General features: G+C 54.5%; 15 protein-coding genes. 6 read left to right on the plus strand and 9 right to left on the minus strand.

The window, feature by feature from the left end; translation table 11 throughout:
- The first annotated feature begins 148 nt into the window (after positions 1 to 148).
- Positions 149 to 1,795 carry a class I fumarate hydratase FumA gene (gene fumA / locus CDA56_RS14675; protein WP_102803285.1) on the plus strand — a complete coding sequence of 549 codons (1,647 nt, stop codon included), beginning with the start codon at positions 149 to 151 and terminating at the stop codon, positions 1,793 to 1,795.
- Between the two features lie 142 nt (positions 1,796 to 1,937).
- Positions 1,938 to 3,338: a class II fumarate hydratase gene (gene fumC, locus CDA56_RS14680; protein ID WP_102803284.1), complete on the plus strand. Its 1,401-nt coding sequence runs from the start codon at positions 1,938 to 1,940 to the stop codon at positions 3,336 to 3,338.
- On the opposite strand, the gene tus is transcribed toward fumC, so the two are convergent.
- Together tus and rstB are read right to left on the minus strand one after the other, a co-directional pair.
- Complete coding sequence (gene tus / locus CDA56_RS14685; protein ID WP_102803283.1) at positions 3,328 to 4,260, minus strand: DNA replication terminus site-binding protein; 933 nt, start codon at positions 4,258 to 4,260, stop codon at positions 3,328 to 3,330. The genes fumC and tus overlap by 11 nt on opposite strands.
- A gap of 74 nt (positions 4,261 to 4,334) precedes the next feature.
- The gene (gene rstB, locus CDA56_RS14690; protein ID WP_014229576.1) at positions 4,335 to 5,636 is read right to left on the minus strand and encodes a two-component system sensor histidine kinase RstB; all 1,302 of its coding nucleotides are present in this window, start codon (positions 5,634 to 5,636) and stop codon (positions 4,335 to 4,337) included.
- A gap of 318 nt (positions 5,637 to 5,954) precedes the next feature.
- Here rstB and CDA56_RS14700 point away from each other — a divergent pair, with 318 nt between their 5' ends.
- Positions 5,955 to 6,644: a VIT1/CCC1 transporter family protein gene (locus CDA56_RS14700; RefSeq protein WP_064374892.1), complete on the plus strand. Its 690-nt coding sequence runs from the start codon at positions 5,955 to 5,957 to the stop codon at positions 6,642 to 6,644.
- 177 nt (positions 6,645 to 6,821) lie between these two features.
- Here the strand turns inward: CDA56_RS14700 and CDA56_RS14705 are convergent, their stop codons facing one another.
- The 4 genes from CDA56_RS14705 to iraM all read right to left on the minus strand — a co-directional run bounded on the left by CDA56_RS14705 (position 6,822) and on the right by iraM (position 10,887).
- Positions 6,822 to 7,304 (minus strand): glutathione peroxidase, encoded by a 483-nt coding sequence (locus CDA56_RS14705; protein WP_025105815.1) that lies wholly within the window; start codon positions 7,302 to 7,304, stop codon positions 6,822 to 6,824.
- 88 nt (positions 7,305 to 7,392) lie between these two features.
- Positions 7,393 to 9,165, minus strand: a complete 1,773-nt coding sequence (locus tag CDA56_RS14710; RefSeq protein ID WP_103814323.1) for a sensor domain-containing phosphodiesterase — start codon at positions 9,163 to 9,165, stop codon at positions 7,393 to 7,395.
- A 309-nt stretch (positions 9,166 to 9,474) separates the two neighbouring features.
- A complete protein-coding gene (gene rstA, locus CDA56_RS14715) occupies positions 9,475 to 10,191 on the minus strand; it encodes a two-component system response regulator RstA (RefSeq protein ID WP_004851385.1) in 717 nt (238 codons plus the stop codon).
- 348 nt (positions 10,192 to 10,539) lie between these two features.
- Complete coding sequence (gene iraM / locus CDA56_RS14720; RefSeq protein WP_014229571.1) at positions 10,540 to 10,887, minus strand: anti-adapter protein IraM; 348 nt, start codon at positions 10,885 to 10,887, stop codon at positions 10,540 to 10,542.
- A 1,030-nt stretch (positions 10,888 to 11,917) separates the two neighbouring features.
- Between iraM and CDA56_RS14725 the strand changes: the two genes are divergently transcribed.
- Positions 11,918 to 12,253: a GlpM family protein gene (locus CDA56_RS14725; protein ID WP_014229570.1), complete on the plus strand. Its 336-nt coding sequence runs from the start codon at positions 11,918 to 11,920 to the stop codon at positions 12,251 to 12,253.
- Here the strand turns inward: CDA56_RS14725 and folM are convergent.
- The 3 genes from folM to ydgH all read right to left on the minus strand — a co-directional run bounded on the left by folM (position 12,250) and on the right by ydgH (position 15,524).
- Positions 12,250 to 12,975, minus strand: a complete 726-nt coding sequence (gene folM / locus CDA56_RS14730; protein WP_014838648.1) for a dihydromonapterin reductase — start codon at positions 12,973 to 12,975, stop codon at positions 12,250 to 12,252. The two genes, CDA56_RS14725 and folM, sit on opposite strands and share 4 nt — an antisense overlap.
- 36 nt (positions 12,976 to 13,011) lie before the next feature.
- Entirely contained in the window at positions 13,012 to 14,394 is a 1,383-nt protein-coding gene (locus CDA56_RS14735) for an amino acid permease (RefSeq protein ID WP_103814321.1), read from the minus strand.
- Between the two features lie 179 nt (positions 14,395 to 14,573).
- Positions 14,574 to 15,524, minus strand: coding sequence for a DUF1471 family protein YdgH (gene ydgH, locus CDA56_RS14740; RefSeq protein WP_014229567.1), 951 nt, complete (start codon positions 15,522 to 15,524; stop codon positions 14,574 to 14,576).
- A gap of 522 nt (positions 15,525 to 16,046) precedes the next feature.
- On the opposite strand from ydgH, the gene pntA reads away from it, so the two are divergent.
- Together pntA and pntB are read left to right on the plus strand one after the other, a co-directional pair.
- Positions 16,047 to 17,576 carry a Re/Si-specific NAD(P)(+) transhydrogenase subunit alpha gene (gene pntA / locus CDA56_RS14750; protein ID WP_025105811.1) on the plus strand — a complete coding sequence of 510 codons (1,530 nt, stop codon included), beginning with the start codon at positions 16,047 to 16,049 and terminating at the stop codon, positions 17,574 to 17,576.
- 10 nt (positions 17,577 to 17,586) lie between these two features.
- Positions 17,587 to 18,975, plus strand: coding sequence for a Re/Si-specific NAD(P)(+) transhydrogenase subunit beta (gene pntB / locus CDA56_RS14755; RefSeq protein ID WP_014229565.1), 1,389 nt, complete (start codon positions 17,587 to 17,589; stop codon positions 18,973 to 18,975).
- Positions 18,976 to 19,037: the final 62 nt, after the last annotated feature.

The raw sequence follows: 19,037 nt of genomic DNA on the forward strand, positions 1-19,037 counted from the left end.
TCGACCGATAAGCAACCGGCGCGAAGAAAAAGTCGTCCTTGTCTCAGTTTTTGTTAAAAAATTGTGTAAAATCGATCGACTCGCTTTTCCACGGGCAAATGGAGTGTCTGCCTGAAATATAATCAGCTAAGCAGTAAGTGAGAGCACAATGTCGAATAAACCGTTTGTATATCAGGATCCTTTTCCACTGAAAAAGGACGATACCGAGTACTACCTCCTCAGCAGTGATTACGTCTCCGTCGCCGAATTCGCCGGCCAGGAAGTTCTGAAAGTTGAACCTCAGGCGCTAACTTTACTGGCACAACACGCTTTCCACGACGCCTCCTTTATGCTTCGCCCGGCGCACCAGCAGCAGGTGGCGGATATTCTCAACGACCCGGAAGCCAGCGAAAACGATAAGTACGTGGCGCTGCAGTTTCTGCGCAACTCGGATATCGCCGCCAAAGGCGTGCTGCCGACCTGCCAGGATACCGGTACCGCGATTATTACCGGCAAAAAAGGCCAGCGCGTGTGGACCGGCGGCGGCGATGAAGCCGCGCTGGCGCAGGGCGTTTATAACACCTATATCCAGGATAACCTGCGCTATTCGCAGAACGCGCCGCTGGATATGTATAAAGAGGTCAACACCGGCACTAACCTGCCTGCGCAGATCGATCTTTACGCCACCGACGGCGAGGAGTACAAATTCCTCTGCATCGCCAAAGGCGGCGGCTCGGCGAATAAAACCTACCTGTACCAGGAAACCAAAGCGTTAATTACCCCGGCGAAGCTGAAAAACTATCTCGTCGAAAAGATGCGCACTCTGGGAACCGCCGCCTGCCCGCCGTACCATATTGCTTTCGTCATTGGCGGCACCTCGGCGGAGTCCACCCTGAAAACCGTTAAGCTGGCCTCAACCAAGTACTACGACGGCCTGCCGACCGAGGGCAACGAGCACGGCCAGGCTTTCCGCGATATTCAGCTCGAAAACGAGCTGTTGCTGGAAGCGCAGAACCTTGGCCTCGGTGCGCAGTTTGGCGGTAAATACTTCGCCCACGATATTCGCGTCATCCGCCTGCCGCGCCACGGCGCCTCCTGCCCGGTGGGCATGGGCGTCTCCTGCTCGGCGGATCGCAATATCAAAGCCAAGATCAATCGCCAGGGGATCTGGATTGAGAAACTGGAGAGCAATCCGGGCAAATATATTCCCGAGCATCTTCGTCAGGCCGGCGAGGGCGAGGCGGTCAAGGTCAACCTCAACCAGCCGATGAGCGATATTCTGGCGCTGCTGTCGCAGTACCCGGTGTCGACCCGCCTGTCGCTGAGCGGGACGATTATCGTGGCTCGCGATATCGCCCACGCGAAGCTGAAAGAGCTCATCGACAGCGGTGAGGCGTTGCCGCAGTACGTCAAAGACCACCCGATCTACTACGCGGGCCCGGCGAAAACGCCCGACGGCTACGCGTCCGGCTCCCTTGGCCCGACGACCGCTGGCCGCATGGACTCCTACGTCGACCTGCTGCAGGCGCACGGGGCGAGTAAAATCATGTTAGCCAAAGGCAACCGCAGCCAGCAGGTGACCGATGCCTGTCATAAACACGGCGGTTTCTACCTCGGCAGCATCGGCGGCCCGGCGGCGGTACTGGCGCAGCAGAGTATCCGCAGCCTCGAGTGCGTGGCGTACCCGGAGCTGGGTATGGAAGCCATCTGGAAAATTGAAGTCGAAGACTTCCCGGCGTTTATCCTCGTGGATGACAAAGGCAACGACTTCTTCCAGCAAATCCAGAGCTCGCAGTGCGCCCGCTGCGTGAAATGATTTCAGCCGCCCTTCGGGGCGGTTTTTTTATGCCGCTTAGCGGCACGAACCACCAAAACAACTTATAAATCTGACCCATACTTTACCCTTTGAGCAGGTGAGCTTTGTCGCTATTACGCACGTTGAATCCAAGGAGACAGTCATGACAACGCATCGCAGTGAAAAAGACTCAATGGGCGCCATCGATGTGCCTGCCGACAAGCTATGGGGCGCGCAAACCCAGCGCTCGCTGGAGCATTTTCGTATTTCGACGGAAAAAATGCCGGCCGAGCTTATTTATGCGCTGGCGCTGACCAAGCGCGCAGCGGCGAAGGTGAATAACGATCTCGGCCTTCTGGCCGTGGAGAAAGCGCAAGCGATTATTCAGGCCGCGGACGAAGTGCTGGCAGGCAAACATCCGGACGAGTTTCCGCTGGCTATCTGGCAAACCGGCTCCGGCACGCAAAGCAACATGAATATGAATGAGGTACTGGCCAATCGCGCGAGTGAACTGCTGGGCGGGGCGCGCGGGATGGAGCGTAAGATTCACCCCAACGATGATGTCAACAAGAGCCAGAGCTCTAACGACGTGTTCCCGACGGCGATGCACGTGGCGGCGATGATTGCCCTGCGGGAGAAGCTGATCCCGCAGCTCAACGTGCTGAAGCAGACCCTGAACAATAAAGCCGTTGCCTTCAGCGATATTGTCAAAATAGGCCGCACCCATCTGCAGGATGCGACGCCGCTGACCCTCGGTCAGGAGATCTCCGGCTGGGTAGCCATGCTGGAGCACAATTTAAAACATCTCGACCATAGCCTGCCGCATCTGGCCGAGCTGGCGCTGGGCGGGACGGCGGTGGGAACCGGGCTCAATACCCATCCGGAATATGCGGTACGCGTCGCCGCCGAGCTGGCGGCCTTAAGCGGCCAGCCGTTTGTCACCGCGCCGAACAAGTTTGAAGCGCTGGCGACCGTTGATGCGCTGGTGCACGCGCACGGGGCGCTGAAAGGGCTGGCCGCTTCGCTGATGAAAATTGCCAACGATGTGCGCTGGCTGGCCTCCGGCCCGCGCTGTGGGATTGGCGAAATTGCGATCCCGGAAAATGAACCGGGTTCGTCGATTATGCCGGGCAAGGTGAACCCGACCCAGTGCGAAGCCCTGACCATGCTGTGCTGTCAGGTGATGGGCAACGATGTCGCGGTGAATATCGGCGGCGCATCGGGCAACTTTGAGCTCAACGTCTATCGCCCGATGGTGATCCACAACTTCCTGCAATCGGTGCGGCTGCTGGCTGACGGGATGGCGAGCTTTAACGAGCACTGCGCGGAAGGCATTGAGCCGAACCGTGAACGCATCAGCCAGTTGCTGAATGAGTCGCTGATGCTGGTAACCGCGCTGAATACCCATATCGGCTATGACAAAGCGGCGGAAATTGCCAAAAAGGCCCATAAAGAGGGGTTAACCCTGAAAGCGTCGGCGCTGGCGCTCGGCTACCTGACGGAAGCCGAGTTTGACCGCTGGGTGCGCCCGGAAGAGATGGTGGGCAGTATGTCTACTCGCTAGCCAGCCACAGGTGCAGCCGCGGAATCAGTAGCCTGAGCGACTGCGCCTGCGGTTTGTAGCGATACTGCACGTTATCGGCGTCATAGTTCAGGAGTTCACCGAGGTCCGGCACGCTGACGCCCTTGGTGCCGGATATCAGCGCAATCATCGGTCCCGGACAGGCGTATTGCACCTGTTTTTGTTCCCCGCTGTACCAGACCCTGGCGATGGGCTGCACCTTCACCGGCCGCTTTATTTTCAGCTTTGCCCGCTGCGGCAGGGCGGCAATATCCTGATACTCTCGCTCCAGCTTGCTTTGCCACTGCTCGCGGGTCCACGGCGGAACCGCCCGGGGCGACTGAAGGCTTTTTTCCAGCTGCATGAGTACCCGATCGCGGGTGAGATTTTTAATCACGTGCTTATTGGCCCAGCCGAAGCGGATGGTGCTCGGATCGAGGAGGGGAGTTAGCGTGCGATAGGCGCTCAGCGTAATCAGCCCCGGCAGGTGGCGATGGACCCACTCAAACCGCGCGGCGGCAGGCAGGCCGGAATCCACGGTGATAATCTTCTCGAAGCGCGCTTTGAGGGCGTTGATATGGGTGATTTTGTCTAAGAGTTCAGCCTGTTCGCGGGCGTCAGTTTGCAGACAAATCGCGCCGGGTAAACGCACGGCGGCTTTGCTGCTGCGGGTTTCCGACTGCTGCTGGATAAACAGATGACTATAGTGCCTGAGCGCCATCTCCAGCGCGGTTTTGCCGGTGTGCTGAACCACGTTGATGCTCTCCAGCGGCTGGTGTTCTGCGTCTTTACTCACCGGCGGCAGCTCAAAGACGCGGGCGGCCAGCAGGCGGCACTGGCTCAGGGCGTGTTTTAGCGTCTGTAGTTCATGCTCGAGCTGGCGAAAGGTGTCGTTCAGACGTTCAACAAGGTCATAGCTGGCCATATTCCCCACCTTAGTTACAACATACTTAGCGATTTTTTAACTATAGCAGGCCTCAGCTTTTGCGCAAAGGCGTATCAGGCGGAGGTAAAATCCGGCAACTGATGATAGACCGGCCAGCTAAAGCAAAAACAGGCCCCGCCCAGCGAACTCGCTTCGCAATGCACTTCCCCGGCCATTGCCTGGGCGATGCTGTGGACGATAGCTAAACCGAGGCCACAGCCGCCGGTCGCGCGATCGCGGCTCGGGTCGAGGCGTACGAAAGGCTCGAACACTCGCTCACGTTCATCAGGCGCAATTCCGGGGCCATCATCTTCGACCCGCAGCGTCGCGCGCGAAGCCTGCAGCGTCAGGCTGATCTGAATACGCTGGTTACTGTAGCGCAGGGCATTATTCACCAGATTATCCAGCACCCGTTCCATTAAGCGCATATCCAGCGCGCCGTAACTCCCGGCCACGACGTCGGTTAGCGCAATCTCGCGCTGGGGATTAACCGTCTGAATATCTTCCACGTGATCGCGGATCCACGCCGGGAAATTGGGGGTCGTCAGCTTCAGTTCGTTCTGCGGGCGGTCAAGCCGCGCGTAGGTCAGAAGTTCTTCAATCAGCGCCTCCAGCTGGCCGATATCGCGGTTCAACGCCTGCGATTCGGCTTCGGTGAGGTTCTCGCTCATTTCCAGGCGATAGCGCAGGCGCACCAGCGGGGTCCGCAGCTCATGGGCGATGCCATCGATCAGCTGTTTTTTGCTGGCGATAAGCGCGTTGATATTATCGGCCATCTGATTAAACGCCACCCCCAGCCGCGCGAAGCTGGACATGCTGTCGAAATGAATGCGTTCAGTAAGATGTCCGTCGCCGAAGCGCTGGGCGGCGGTCTCAATACGCAGCATCTCCTGCCAGTGAGGACGCATCCAGATAAAGACCGGAAAGGCCAGCGAGATGGCGATAAAAGCCATCAGGGCCAGATCGAGCAGGCGCATCTCATGCAAAAAATAGAGATACGGCACCGGACCGACGGAGAGCACGTAGTGGCTGCGCGGGATCCGCTGGATAAAAGTGTACTGATCGTCGAGGGCGACGATATCCCCGGCGCGCAGATGCTGCATCGAGTTTTCCGAGAGCTTGAATTTGCTGATGGGCTCGATATGCAGATCGAAAGAGAGATTGAGGTCCAGCTCTTTGAGCGTTTTGCTCCAGTCGCGCGGCGGGATCTCCCGCAGCTCGCTGCGCATCAGATACAGCGAACTTTTCATCAGGTCGTCCAGCGACTGACGCCCTGCGCGTTCGGCGGTGAATTTGTACACCAGGCCCACCATCATGGTCATGACCAGGAAGCAGACGAACAGCAGGAGGTAAAACTGCACAAACAGCTTTTTCATTAAATCTCACTCAAAATCAAAAGGTTAAATTCCTGCTTTTACCTGCAGGGGCACTGCGGGGGCATTTATCCAGGCGCAATCTACGTGAAAAACCCTTGTTGCGTTTTATGCCCATTTGATTTGCTATGAAAGCAGGGTTCGCTGCGGCTGACAACATCCGGCACGCATAAGTATGATGGTGTGGGTTGAAGCCAAATCAGAGAAGAATGTAATGTACCTCGGTCGGCGCCGATGTGCGAAGCGTTCTCTGTTTTAATCCGTTTTATTCCACCCTCATCCCGGTAGGCTGAACAGGCGTACTTAAAGGAGAATAAAAGCATGCATCTTGAACGACACAGCATTGAACGCGTCGGATGGTTAAGGGCTGCTGTACTCGGGGCTAACGATGGTATTGTTTCGACAGCGAGCCTTGTTCTTGGCGTTGCGTCTGCTAATACGGGCTCTTCCGGGGTTTTACTGGCGGGCATTGCCGGGCTGGTCGCGGGGGCGATGTCGATGGCCGCGGGGGAATATGTTTCCGTCTCATCTCAGGCCGACACGGAAAACGCGGCTCTCGCTCAGGAAAAGAGGGAACTGGAAACAGATTATCAGGGAGAAGTACGCGAGCTGACTTTACTTTATGTGCAACGCGGACTCGAGCCAGAGCTTGCCCAAAAGGTTGCCGAACAACTCATGGTGAAAGATGCTCTGGACACGCATGCCCGCGAGGAGCTGGGACTGACGGATACCAATTCTGCGCGCCCCCTGCAGGCTGCCGTTTTCTCGGCGCTGAGTTTTTCCGCTGGCGCAACGTTGCCTTTAGTCGTTGCATGGCTTTCTCCAGCAACGCTGGTTTTTCTCTTTGTTATTCTCTCCTCCCTTTTTTCACTGGCCGCTCTTGGCTATATATCTTCAATTGTCAGCAGAGCCTCCCCTCTCAGGGCGATCGGCAGAATTACTTGCTGGAGCACCCTGGCGATGTTTTCGTCGATGGGAATAGGTCATCTTGCCGGGCAGGTATTGTTTTAATAGATGGCTTAACTCGCAGAAAAGAGAAATATCTGCCATGTAGTGGGCTGAAAAAATGAGTGAGTTGTATCGCGTGCGCGGGACTTATTTATAGCCCATCGTCATTTTTTCAGGCGCACTTCCGGCGCGGAGCGAACATTCACTCGCGCACAGGCAGTGGTCAGGGAGGCAAAAGATTTAAATCTTTAGTGCGGCAAGGATGGCGGTCTCCATTTTCTCCGGGGTGGTGAACGGCGCGAAACGCGTGAGAGGGGTGCCGTCGCGACCGATCAAGAACTTCGTGAAGTTCCATTTGATCCGCCCGCCCAGCACGCCGGGTAACTCATCTTTCAGGTAACGAAACAGCGGGTGCGCGCCGGCGCCGTTGACCTCCACTTTCTCGAACATCGGGAAGCTTACACCGTAATTGATCCGACAGGTCTGCTCGATGTCATCGACGCCGCCGGGCTCCTGCTTACCAAACTGGTTGCAGGGGAAACCAAGCACTATCAGCCCCTGAGCTGCGTATTTCGCGTAGAGCGCTTCCAGCCCTGCATATTGCGGTGTGAAGCCACAGTGGCTGGCAGTATTGACCACCAGAACGAGCTTGCCAGCATAGTCAGCCATTGAGATGGGCTGGCCGTGCAGGCTGGTGGCAGTCAATTGGTAAAAGGTAGTCATATCGTGTTCCTCAGTGCAGCGCCCGTTGCGCGTCTTTATCGCTGGATTGGTTCATATACTGAAAGAACATTGAAAAGAGTCGTTCGTCTCAGGATTGCTTTCCCAGGTCTGCCTTTCTGGCGCGATACCATGCGGCAAAATCAACGGAGACCATCGGCCGGGCATAAAAATATCCCTGAACCTCATCGCAGCCCAGGCTGCGTAAAATCTCAACCGTTTCGAGATCCTCGACGCCTTCGGCAAGGACGACGTAATCGAGCTGCTTGAGGAGCCTGATAACGTTGTGCACAATAATGCGGCTGGCTTTCTCATGGACTATATGCCTCACAATAGACCGGTCGAGTTTGATGATGTCCAGCGGGATTTGCCGCAGGTAATTAATGTTGCTGTATCCCGATCCAAAGTCATCCAGAGAAATTTTAAACCCGCGTTTTTTGAGCATGTCCAGTCCGTTCAGCGCGGCCGGACTTTCAAGCATCTTCTCAGTCTCCAGACACTCCACCCCCAGCAGGGCTGGGTCAAGACACACCTCCCGCAGTTTCTGCTCAAGCTCCTCAGCGAAATCGGGTCGAGAAAAATCGCTGGCGGCGAGATTAATTGAGACGGGAAGAGAAAGCCCCCGATCCCGCCAGTCACTCAACTGCGCGATAGTATGATCGATAACCCAGGCCGAGAGTTCGCGCATCAGGCTAGTCTTTTCGACCAGCGGAATAAATTCACCCGGCAGCACTTCGCCATTGATAGGATGCTTCCATCTTATCAAGGCTTCAGCGCCCGTCACGTCTCCCGTCGTCAGCGAAATTTTTGGCTGAAAGACCAGATATAACCCCTGGTTTCCCTGCAGCGTTTGCCTGAGTTCGGTGAGCAGGCTGAAATCTCGCTTCTTGCGGATGTCCAGTGCGTCATTATAGGTCGTAAAACGGTGCCCCTGGCTTATCGCTTCATGCAGTGCGCTCACCGCGCGCCGCAGAATTTCATTTGGCGTCATGTCGCTATCGCAAATACCGGAGTCACCCATGTGAATATTCAAATCCAGGGGAACGTCCGGGCCGATCCTGGCCTGGGTTCCCTGAAGCCGTAGTGCTATACCCTCCAATGACAGCGCCATGGGTTCCGGGGTGAAAAAGGCAAAGCGTCCAACCGCCACGGCGTAAAGTTTGCTCGCCATGGGCAGGCGCGCCTGCAGCGCGACGGTCATGTCACGAAGCAAATTCTCTACCGCCAGCATCCCCAATGAGCGGGCCATCTCGTAGGCAAATGGCATATCAATGCAGTCAATAATGACCAGCCTGAAAGTACCCTCCGCCGACACCTCAATGTCCTTGAGCAGGCGCTGCCGATTGGGTAAAAGTGTGACGACGTCGATATACCCCACTGAGTGCCAGGAGGCTAAGAAATCCGATATCAGCTCGGCCAGCGCCTTAAAAATAGCGATCTGCTCATCTGAAAGTACCCTGGGTTGCGTATCTAAGATACTCAAGGTACCCACGGTCACTCCGTCGCGGGTTTTCAGCGGGCATCCTGCATAAAAGCGAATGAATGGCGCTTCTCTGACCGCCCGATCGCGATGAAAGATCGGGTGCTGATGCGTATCAGGACAAAGGAAAGTCTCACCCTGTTTCAGGGTCTGTTCGCAAAATGCTCCGCCCAGGCTGGTGTCCGTGGGGGCGATATTCTGAGCGGATTTGATGTACTGCTTTTCATCGTCAAGGATTGACACAAAACTCATTGGCATTTTTAGCAACTGGCAGACCAGATGAGTGTATTTTTTTAACGCTTCGTCTCGCCCTTCGTCCGCGTTTTTTAACAGGTCAATCGCCGCGCGTCTTTTGCTTTCATCGCTGCTGAGATCGTTCAACATATAGATGCTCCCGTGCAGTAGATATTGCGGTCATCCCAACCCACTGAAGGTGTGAATCTCTATACTCACGACGGGTGTCGATACTGGCCAGGCGCCAGCGCTATCACTCCACAGTAGAATGTTTTCCGTTGATTGTCTGCAAAGAGTATCACCCGCCCGGCAAGTCGTGAGGCGCGCCGCGCGGTGAAGCGCGGGTTTTGCGTGGGAAAAGCAATTTCACCCCCTGTTTTAAAAATAATTAACAGGAGGTTGAATTGGCTCTGACGGCTAACTCCGCACAAACAGCTATTCCATCGCCATATGCCAAAATTAATTGTCCCAGGCGTGCGGGGCGAACAGATAACCTTTATTGCGTACCGTTTTGATACGATATGGCTCAGTCGCATTATCGAGAAGCTTTTTACGCAGCCGCGAGATGGCGACATCGACGCTGCGGTCCATACCATCGTAGCTGACGCCGCGCAGATTTTTTAATAACGCGTCCCGATCCATAATTTGTCCAGCATGGGTCGCTAACTCCCACAGGAGATCGAAATCCGCAGTGGATAAGGCGACGCTTTCGCCGCCGAGCATCACCTGTCTATTCACCGGGTCGATACTCAGGGAGCCAAAAGCGATCGCTTTATGCGGGGTGAGTGAGGAGGGGACGCTGCCGTCCGGCACGGCGATATGCTGGCGCAAATGCAGGCGCAGGCGAGCTAACAGCACCGCGGGCGGCGTGGTTTTCAGGATATAATCGCTGGCGCCCATTTCGAGTGAGAGAATATGGTTCATATCGCTGTCCAGTGAAGTGAGCAATACGATTGGCCCCTGCCACTGGCCGCGTAAATCGCGGCACAGCGTCATACCGTCTTTACCCGGCAGCATGATATCCAGCAGCACCAGGTCCGGCTTTTCGCGCGCGATAACCTCTTCCGCCCGATCGCCGCGCGGTTCTACCACCACGTCCATATCGTGTTTGCCAAGGTAGGCCGCAATCAGTGCGCCGACCTCGGCATCATCCTCAACGAAAACAATTTTATTCATATTATGTATGCTTGCACTCATCTTTTAATCGCTTGAATCTCTTTACCTGCATCGCGGCTGAGGTGGCGCATTCAGTATCTGAAGTCAGGTGCCTATTCATTCGCTACCGCCATTGTAAACCATCCGGACATTAATATGAGCTATATATTAGCCATGAAATTCGCTATGATTCCCGGAGCTGCGGTTCAGGACTATTTTTTGCGGAGCCAGACAATGATTCAGATACGAGCAGAAGCATTGCGCATTAAGGGAACAGGGTGCGGCACAATGTGGGCACGGGCTGTCAGGACAGCGCGTGCCCACATAGAAAATAAGTACCGGTACGCTAGCGCGAATGATGGGGAAGCCTTATTGCGGCCTCTTTTGCCTGGCGCCGTAGGGGCACAAGGCGAACTTGCAGAGGCTTCTTCGATTGCAGATGAGCAGCATAGGGTTCTGATTACCGGGGCATTCAATATTCTTTGAAAATGTTGACCATAAATTTTCCGTATAGGGGAATGCATGAATAACCTGTAAATCGCCGGGCACACCATTAATGAAAACTTCATTTTGTGTGATGTTAATAACCGAACCAATGCTCAAAAAATAATCCCCACTATACCAAATAATTAATTTCAGATTTTTGGCACTTGCCGCAACTGAAAAACCTGTTCCTGTTACAGGACATACAAGGCTATTTTCAATATTCCACTGCATGCTTGACGCTCTCCGGTAATTTACGAGCATTTTCGCGTTGATGAATATATTTTGATTAAGTTCATGGCCATTTTTACTTTGCGTGAAGCAGGTCCGAACATGGAGATTCCTTTAACTAGTTCTTATGCTGATTAATATAAAATAATAACAATTAGATGAGTGTCTAATACTAGTAATGATAATAGCAACAAGTAAAAGATTCGAAAAACTGGCATGAGCTGAACTAAATGGCTACATTGAGGATTGTGAACAGAATAAAATTCTGTTCTGTATATCAGGAACAGATCGAAAGATTGTGAAATCATATAATTACGATCATATCTACTACCGCGCCTGTTATTAACGGCAAAGTATGCTTCCTTATGAAATCGGTTTTATATTGATGTAAATCAAAATAATTGGTTTTATTTAGCCATTTTGCTAAAAAATGGCTATGTGCGCTTATTCAGGATTTGCGCAAAAAGAATAATTTCAAAATAACCTCTTATGATAAAAATCAACCATATCAATTAACCACTTTCACTCTATTTTGCCAGTATTGATTTGAATCATTTAGTGCAAAACAATAGCTGCACTGAAGCGGTGCGGTTATTGAGCTGGGCATTTTGTAAATGCCCGCCAGGCAAGCGCGCCAGACTTTAAAATCTGTGTAAATACGTGAGGAAGAGATGCGCCGAAAATAGGCTAATTTGATTTGTATCTAAAAATACGAAAAATAATATGTTATACGTATAACTCAATAATCAGAAAAAACATTCTCTTTTTGATTTAATGAATGTATTTAGCCGAAGAGTTTTTAAGGCAGCAAAAACGGCCATCTAATAACGCGCTCCGCTTGCCAGGGATATCATCCTTGCGAACGGTTATCGCCAGGAGCGGATATTCGGCATAGGGGGGGGCGGCAGTGATGAGACCGCTAAAAAATAGGTCTTTTGCTTCTACACGGTATCGGCCGCTCTTGCGCGTTTATAATTGTCGGCGCTTCCGTTATGCTGCGGGGTCTTGTTGTTTAAATGTTAAGGCAAAAGGAATGGGGTTGTTGATAAAAGCGCTGCTCGGCGCGCTGGTCGTTGTCCTGATTGGCGTGCTGTCTAAAACGAAGAACTACTACATCGCCGGGTTGATTCCGCTCTTTCCGACTTTCGCCCTGATCGCGAACTATATCGTTGCCAGCGAGCGGGGGATCGAAGCGCTGCGAACCACCATCGTATTCGGGATGTGGTCGATCATTCCGTACTTTATCTATTTGCTCTCGCTATGGTATTTCACCGGCGTTATGCGCCTGCCGTTCGCTCTGGCAGGCGCAGTGGGGTGCTGGAGCCTCTGCGCGTGGCTGTTAATTATCGGCTGGAGCCGTTTCCACTAGCGCAGATGGCGGCCGCCGTCGACGGCAAATGAGCGACCGGTCACGTAGCGGCTGCTGAACAGGTATTCGATCAGGTCGCTAATCTCTTTTTCACCTGGCGCGATTTTCATCAGCGATTTATCAAGCGCCTGCTTGCGGTATTCCGCGTCATCGCCTTCGTTAAATAAAATCAGCGAAGGGGCGATAGCATTGACCTTAATTTCCGGCGCCAGCTTGCGGGCGAACGAGCGGCTCATATTATCCAGCGCCGCTTTGCTGGCGGCGTAGGCAATGTGTTTGTCGCTGCCGCGCTCCACAACGTAGTCGGTGATATGGATAATGTCGCTGGCCGCATGGCCGTGGCCGCGCAGCAGGCTCTCCAGGGCATGGTTGAGCAAGTAGGGGGCGTTGACGTGAATTTGCATCATGCTGGCGAGCACCGTGGTTAACGGCACCCCGGGCTTTTCCGCCATCCAGCCGCTGGCGTTATGGATGATGGCGCGCAGACCGCTGCCGGCGTGCGCCTTCACCTCTTCGGCGAACGCCAGAATGCTATCGTCAGTGCTGAAATCCGCGTGCAGACAAACGGCGCCCGCTTCACGTAGCGCGTCGATGGCGGGATACCAGGTGCGGTAGCTGATAATAACGGGCTGCTGCCGGGCCAGAAAATGGCGGGCCAGGGCGAGGCCGATACGACGGCCCCCGCCGGTAATCAGGATTGGACGAGGCTGGATGTCAGCCATGGGTATCTCCTTTGAGTTCAGCGGCAGGGTAACCGCTTACCCTACCAACATCCACGTTGCCGGTACGGCGGCAACCAGCAAAAAACCAATTAATGCCAGGTCACGGCGTTTGAGCGGGCGATCGTGCTGGTGTGTACGACGGGCATACAGGAAAACCAGAAGACCCGGAGCGTAAAGTATCACTGACAACAATAAATGCACAGGGCCGGACGCATATAATAACCATAAGCCATAAATACAGGCACCGACACCGACGGCCTTGTGCAGCGGGCGCTCAGCAATCTTCAGCAAAAATGCGCCGACGAGAAAGTAGGGCACCAGGATCATCTCAGAGGCGATGGTCAGCAGCGTGTTGTAATCTGAGCCGGTAAGCCAAATCAATACCAGCGAAGCCTGTACGCTGACGTTGGTGAGCCACAGCGAAGCCGACGGGGCATTGTTTTTATTGGTCCGGGCAAACAGGCGCGGGAAGGCTTTATGCGTTGCTGCCAGATAGGGCACCTCCGCCGCCATAATGGTCCAGCTCAGATACGCGCCGCAGACGGAAATAATCAGCCCGGCGGCAATAACAATCTCCCCCCATGAGCCCATCATGTTGACCATCAGCCCGGCCATTGAGGGGTTGCGTATTTCCGCCAGCTCGCTACGCGGCACGACGCCTAACGAGAGAAGCGTCACCAGCAGATAGACCGCCAGCGCGGAGAGTACTGCCAGCAGCGTCGCGCGGCCAACATCCTGTTTATTACGCGCGCGTGCGGAAACCACGACCGCGCCTTCGACGCCGATAAAAACCCACAGGGTGATCAGCATGGTGTTTTTCACCTGCTCCCATACCGGTACGCCCAGCGCCAGGCCGCTGAAATCCAGGCGGAATGTCTCCATACGAAACGCGATGGCGGCCAGCGCGATAAACGCGCCGAGGGGCAGCAGTTTGGCCAGCGTCGCGGCCAGGTTGATACCCGCGGCCGTTTGTACACCGCACAGCACCAGGAAATGGACAATCCACAGCAGGACGGAGGCGCCGACGATGGATTGCCAGGTGTTGCCGTCGCCAAACAGGCGCAGCTCGGGGGTATCGGTAAAGAAGCTTAGCGCAGAGAAGACGATAACCAGATAGGAGACATTGGCAACAACCGCGCACAGCCAGTAGCCCCAGGCGGAGCAGAAGCCTATCAACTCGCCAAAGCCTTCCCGGGCGTAGGTAAAAATACCGCCGTCGAGTTCGGGGCGAATGCGGGTGAGCAGCAGCATGGCAAAGGCGAGGAACAGGATCCCCACGCCGGTGATACCCCAGCCGATAAGCAGTGCGGAAGGGCTGGCGACGGCTGCCATATTTTGCGGCAGGCTGAATACGCCTGCACCCAGCATTGAGCTGAGAACCAGCGCGGTCAGGGCGCTAAGGCCCAGTTTCTTTTCCATTGCATTCCCGAGGTGACAATCATCAAACTAAGAATATTTATTTGGCGAAATCGCATAAAAATGGAGGATTGCGCTAAGGCGCGGGATTTTACGGAGTGTTTTGTATGCATGCAATGGCGAGAAATGAAAAAAAGAAAAAAGGCGGCAGATCGCCGCCTTTTTGTTCAGCTCAGACGCCGTTATTTATACAGGTCGGCGCTGATGGTGATGTTGCCACCGCGCTCCTGCCACTGGCGGGTAATGTGGTAGTACTTCGCGCCTTTCTTCGCCGCGCGCTTAGCCGTCTGGTAGGAGATTTCCGTCATGTTACCGTAGTTACCGGTGAACTTGATGCTGTCGTATGGCACCATCTGCGCGGCGGTGATTTTGTTCACTTCCTCGACTTTGGTACCGTCCGGCAGAGTGACGGTGTAACGCCCGCCTTTAGATGATTGCGTTTCAAAGAAGCGGCCTACGCCGGTGCCGGAACCGACCGCTGCGGTGGTCGCTACGCCCGGGATCTCCACTTTCTTCGCGGCTTCTCCGCCTTCAGCCAGCGCAGCGCGACCGGCTTCTGAATCTGCCGGGATAGCGTCCGGGCTTTGCAGAACGCGTTTTTTGGCATCGGCTTTGTAGATATAGGCGGTGATTCGCTGGTTGCCGCCCTGGTTGGCATCAACCTGGCGCACGATAAAGAAGGAGGCGGCGCCCTTGGCCTTAGCGGCTTTGGTGATGGCGTCGTTAACTTCCGGCTGGCTGCGGTAGAAGCCCTGTACGGTGACGGTATCAAACGGCTCCAGCTCGACGGCCTGGTCCTTCGGTAATTCCATTACGCCGTTAATCACACGATTTTTCGGCGCGTCGGCCTGCGGGGCATTTTCTTTATAAAAATCGGCCGTTACGCGCAGGTTGCCGCCGCTGCCAAAATCAGACGTGTCGACAACATAAAAGGATGCTGCGCCTTCTTTGTCCGCTTTACGGGAAACGGCCTGCACTGCGTCGCCAATGGCGTTAAAACGGCCGGTAACCACTACGCGATCGTAGGGCTTCAGCGCTGCCGCCTGCTCCGGAGTCAGCTCGGTCGCTGCATGGGCAGACAACGCGGTTGTAGCCAGAAGAGCAGACGCCAGGAGTGAGTTCTTAAGCTTCATAAAAATAATCCTTTGCCTTGCGCAAACCATGTACTGGTATTGTTGTTGACTGAAAACATTTGATTATTGCATTTATCGTGAGTGACTGTCTGCGTCAATTTTCAGTTGTCGCCCTAAACGTATACTGCAGAAATATAACATTTTTCGATATGTTGAAAAAACAGCCGCTTGACCAGCAAAATCGATAATCGATATCACTTTCATAAGTTAACGTAATGTTAATGCGATGTTCAAGACGGCGATAAATGGTGAATTAACCCCTCTGCCAAGCGGATTATCAGGCGCTGGCATAAAAATAAGGTAAATATTGCTGCCTGGCACGGTTAGCCGTGCGTTTTACCAATAAAATCAAAATTTCTGTTTTATTGCTGTAGATCACAATCGGTATTTTCAGTAGGTTATAAAAAGTTTGTTACTGTTTTATTTTTTCAGACATATGTTGGAAGGCACGTTCATCCGCCTTCGCGACGGTCGTTTGTAAGAAAAGTAAACCATCATCAAAAACCGATGGAAGGGAAAACTATGCGTATTGGTGTACCAAAAGAGAGACTAGCCCTGGAAACCCGGGCCGCCGCCACGCCGAAAACGGTGGAGCAGCTGCTGAAACTCGGGTTCAGCGTCGCGGTAGAAAGCGGCGCAGGTAAGCTGGCCAGTTTCGACGACGAGGCCTTCGTTCAGGCTGGAGCGGAGATCGTTAGCGGCGATGACGTCTGGCAGTCCGACGTCATTCTGAAAGTGAACGCGCCCGATGACGAAGAGATCCTGCTGCTTAATCCCGGCACGACGCTCATCAGCTTCATCTGGCCGGCGCAAAACCCGCAGCTGATGGAAAAACTGGCGGCGCGTAATATCAACGTGATGGCGATGGATTCAGTGCCGCGTATTTCGCGCGCTCAGTCGCTGGATGCGTTAAGTTCGATGGCTAACATCGCCGGCTATCGCGCGATCGTTGAAGCCGCCCACGAGTTTGGCCGCTTCTTCACCGGGCAGATCACCGCGGCAGGTAAGGTTCCTCCCGCGAAGGTGATGGTTATCGGAGCCGGGGTTGCCGGTCTGGCGGCCATCGGTGCGGCTAACAGCCTCGGCGCAATTGTCCGCGCGTTTGATACCCGTCCGGAAGTGAAAGAACAGGTGCAGAGTATGGGCGCCGAGTTCCTTGAGCTGGATTTTAAAGAGGAAGCGGGCAGCGGCGACGGCTATGCCAAAGTCATGTCTGAAGCCTTTATCAAAGCCGAGATGGCGCTCTTTGCCGCGCAGGCCAAAGATGTCGACATCATCGTTACCACCGCGCTGATTCCGGGTAAACCGGCGCCGAAACTGATTACCCGCGAGATGGTTGACTCCATGAAGTCCGGCAGCGTGGTGGTTGACCTGGCGTCGCAAAACGGCGGCAACTGTGAATACACCGTGCCGGGCCAGGTGGTTACCACCGCCAACGGCGTGAAGATTATCGGTTATACCGATCTCCCGGGTCGTCTGCCGACGCAGTCCTCACAGCTGTATGGCACCAACCTGGTTAACCTGCTTAAGCTGCTGTGCAAAGAGAAAGACGGCAATGTCGTTATCGATTTTGATGATGTCGTTATCCGCGGCGTTACCGTGGTTCGCGAGGGTGAAATCACCTGGCCCGCTCCACCCATTCAGGTATCTGCTCAGCCGCAGGCGGCAGCGAAAAAGGTTGAAGCGCCAAAAGCAGAGGCGAAACCGAACTCGCCGCTGCGCAAGTATGCGCTGATGGCGCTGGCGATTATTCTGTTTGGCTGGCTGGCAAGCGTGGCACCGAAAGAGTTCCTCGGCCACTTTACCGTTTTCGCGCTCTCCTGCGTGGTCGGTTACTACGTCGTATGGAACGTCTCCCATGCGCTGCATACGCCGCTGATGTCGGTCACTAACGCGATTTCCGGCATTATCGTGGTAGGGGCATTGTTACAGATAGGCCACGGCGGCTGGGTCAGCTTCCTGAGCTTTATCGCGGTGCTGATCGCCAGCATTAATATTTTTGGTGGTTTCACCGTCACTCAGCGCATGCTGAAAATGTTCCGCAAAGGATAAGGGGTAACAAATGTCTGGTGGATTAGTTACAGCTGCATACATTGTTGCCGCGATTCTGTTTATTTTTAGCCTGGCGGGGCTTTCCAAACACGAAACCTCCCAGCAGGGGAACTACTACGGCATTGCCGGGATGGCGATTGCGCTGGTGGCGACCATTCTGGGGCCGGATAGCAGCAACGTCGCGTGGATCCTGCTGGCGATGGTTATCGGCGGCGCGATCGGTATTCGTCTGGCGAAGAAAGTTGAAATGACCGAGATGCCGGAGCTGGTGGCGATTCTGCACAGCTTCGTGGGCCTGGCGGCGGTACTGGTTGGCTTTAACAGCTATCTGCAGCATGAAACCGGTATGGAACAGATTCTGGTCAATATTCATTTGACCGAAGTGTTCCTCGGTATCTTCATCGGCGCGGTGACCTTTACGGGTTCCGTTGTGGCGTTTGGCAAGCTGTGCGGCAAGATGTCTTCTAAGCCGCTGATGCTGCCGAACCGTCATAAGCTAAACCTGGCGGCGCTGGTCGTTTCTTTCCTGCTGCTGATCGTTTTCGTGCGTACCGACAGCATCGGCATGCAGGTACTGTGCCTGCTGGTGATGACCGTGATTGCCCTGGCGTTTGGCTGGCACCTGGTGGCCTCCATCGGCGGCGCGGATATGCCGGTCGTGGTATCAATGCTGAACTCCTACTCCGGCTGGGCGGCGGCGGCGGCGGGCTTTATGCTCAGCAACGACCTGCTGATCGTAACCGGTGCGCTGGTAGGTTCTTCCGGTGCAATTCTGTCCTACATCATGTGTAAGGCGATGAACCGTTCGTTCTTCAGCGTGATTGCCGGCGGTTTTGGTTCTGACGGCACGGCGTCCACAGGTGATGAAGAAGTGGGCGAGCACCGTGAAATCAGCGCCGAAGAAACCGCTGAGATGCTGAAAGGTTCTCAGTCGGTCATCATCACCCCGGGCTACGGCATGGCGGTTGCGCAGGCCCAGTATCCGGTCGCGGAAATCACTGAAAGACTGCGCGCGCGCGGAATCAAAGTGCGTTTCGGTATTCATCCGGTTGCCGGGCGTCTGCCGGGCCATATGAACGTCCTGCTGGCGGAAGCGAAAGTCCCGTATGACATCGTGCTGGAAATGGATGAGATCAACGATGATTTCTCCGATACCGACACCGTACTGGTCATCGGCGCTAACGACACGGTGAACCCGGCCGCGCAGGACGATCCGGGCAGCCCGATCGCCGGTATGCCGGTGCTGGAAGTGTGGAAAGCGCAGAACGTCATTGTATTTAAACGTTCAATGAACACCGGCTACGCTGGCGTACAAAACCCGCTGTTCTTTAAAGAGAACACCCACATGCTGTTTGGCGATGCCAAAGCCAGCGTCGATGCGATTCTGAAAGCGTTGTAAGGCCTGGTCGTTTAAAACCAGTGCTTCTTAAGCCGTCTCTTCTGAGACGGCTTTTTTATATA

The sequence above is a fragment of the Klebsiella michiganensis genome (assembly GCF_002925905.1).
In the GTDB taxonomy this organism is placed as follows: Bacteria; Pseudomonadota; Gammaproteobacteria; order Enterobacterales; family Enterobacteriaceae; genus Klebsiella; species Klebsiella michiganensis.

Excerpts from the sequence above, each read along its gene's own strand:
- tus (WP_102803283.1), bottom strand. The coding sequence starts at position 4,260 with ATGGCCAGCTATGACCTTGTTGAACGTCTGAACGACACCTTTCGCCAG.
- rstA (WP_004851385.1), bottom strand. The coding sequence starts at position 10,191 with ATGAATAAAATTGTTTTCGTTGAGGATGATGCCGAGGTCGGCGCACTG.
- fumA (WP_102803285.1), top strand. The coding sequence starts at position 149 with ATGTCGAATAAACCGTTTGTATATCAGGATCCTTTTCCACTGAAAAAG.
- CDA56_RS14735 (WP_103814321.1), bottom strand. The coding sequence starts at position 14,394 with ATGGAAAAGAAACTGGGCCTTAGCGCCCTGACCGCGCTGGTTCTCAGC.
- ydgH (WP_014229567.1), bottom strand. The coding sequence starts at position 15,524 with ATGAAGCTTAAGAACTCACTCCTGGCGTCTGCTCTTCTGGCTACAACC.
- fumC (WP_102803284.1), top strand. The coding sequence starts at position 1,938 with ATGACAACGCATCGCAGTGAAAAAGACTCAATGGGCGCCATCGATGTG.
- pntB (WP_014229565.1), top strand. The coding sequence starts at position 17,587 with ATGTCTGGTGGATTAGTTACAGCTGCATACATTGTTGCCGCGATTCTG.
- pntA (WP_025105811.1), top strand. The coding sequence starts at position 16,047 with ATGCGTATTGGTGTACCAAAAGAGAGACTAGCCCTGGAAACCCGGGCC.
- CDA56_RS14700 (WP_064374892.1), top strand. The coding sequence starts at position 5,955 with ATGCATCTTGAACGACACAGCATTGAACGCGTCGGATGGTTAAGGGCT.
- CDA56_RS14725 (WP_014229570.1), top strand. The coding sequence starts at position 11,918 with ATGGGGTTGTTGATAAAAGCGCTGCTCGGCGCGCTGGTCGTTGTCCTG.
- CDA56_RS14705 (WP_025105815.1), bottom strand. The coding sequence starts at position 7,304 with ATGACTACCTTTTACCAATTGACTGCCACCAGCCTGCACGGCCAGCCC.
- iraM (WP_014229571.1), bottom strand. The coding sequence starts at position 10,887 with ATGCAGTGGAATATTGAAAATAGCCTTGTATGTCCTGTAACAGGAACA.
- rstB (WP_014229576.1), bottom strand. The coding sequence starts at position 5,636 with ATGAAAAAGCTGTTTGTGCAGTTTTACCTCCTGCTGTTCGTCTGCTTC.
- folM (WP_014838648.1), bottom strand. The coding sequence starts at position 12,975 with ATGGCTGACATCCAGCCTCGTCCAATCCTGATTACCGGCGGGGGCCGT.
- CDA56_RS14710 (WP_103814323.1), bottom strand. The coding sequence starts at position 9,165 with ATGTTGAACGATCTCAGCAGCGATGAAAGCAAAAGACGCGCGGCGATT.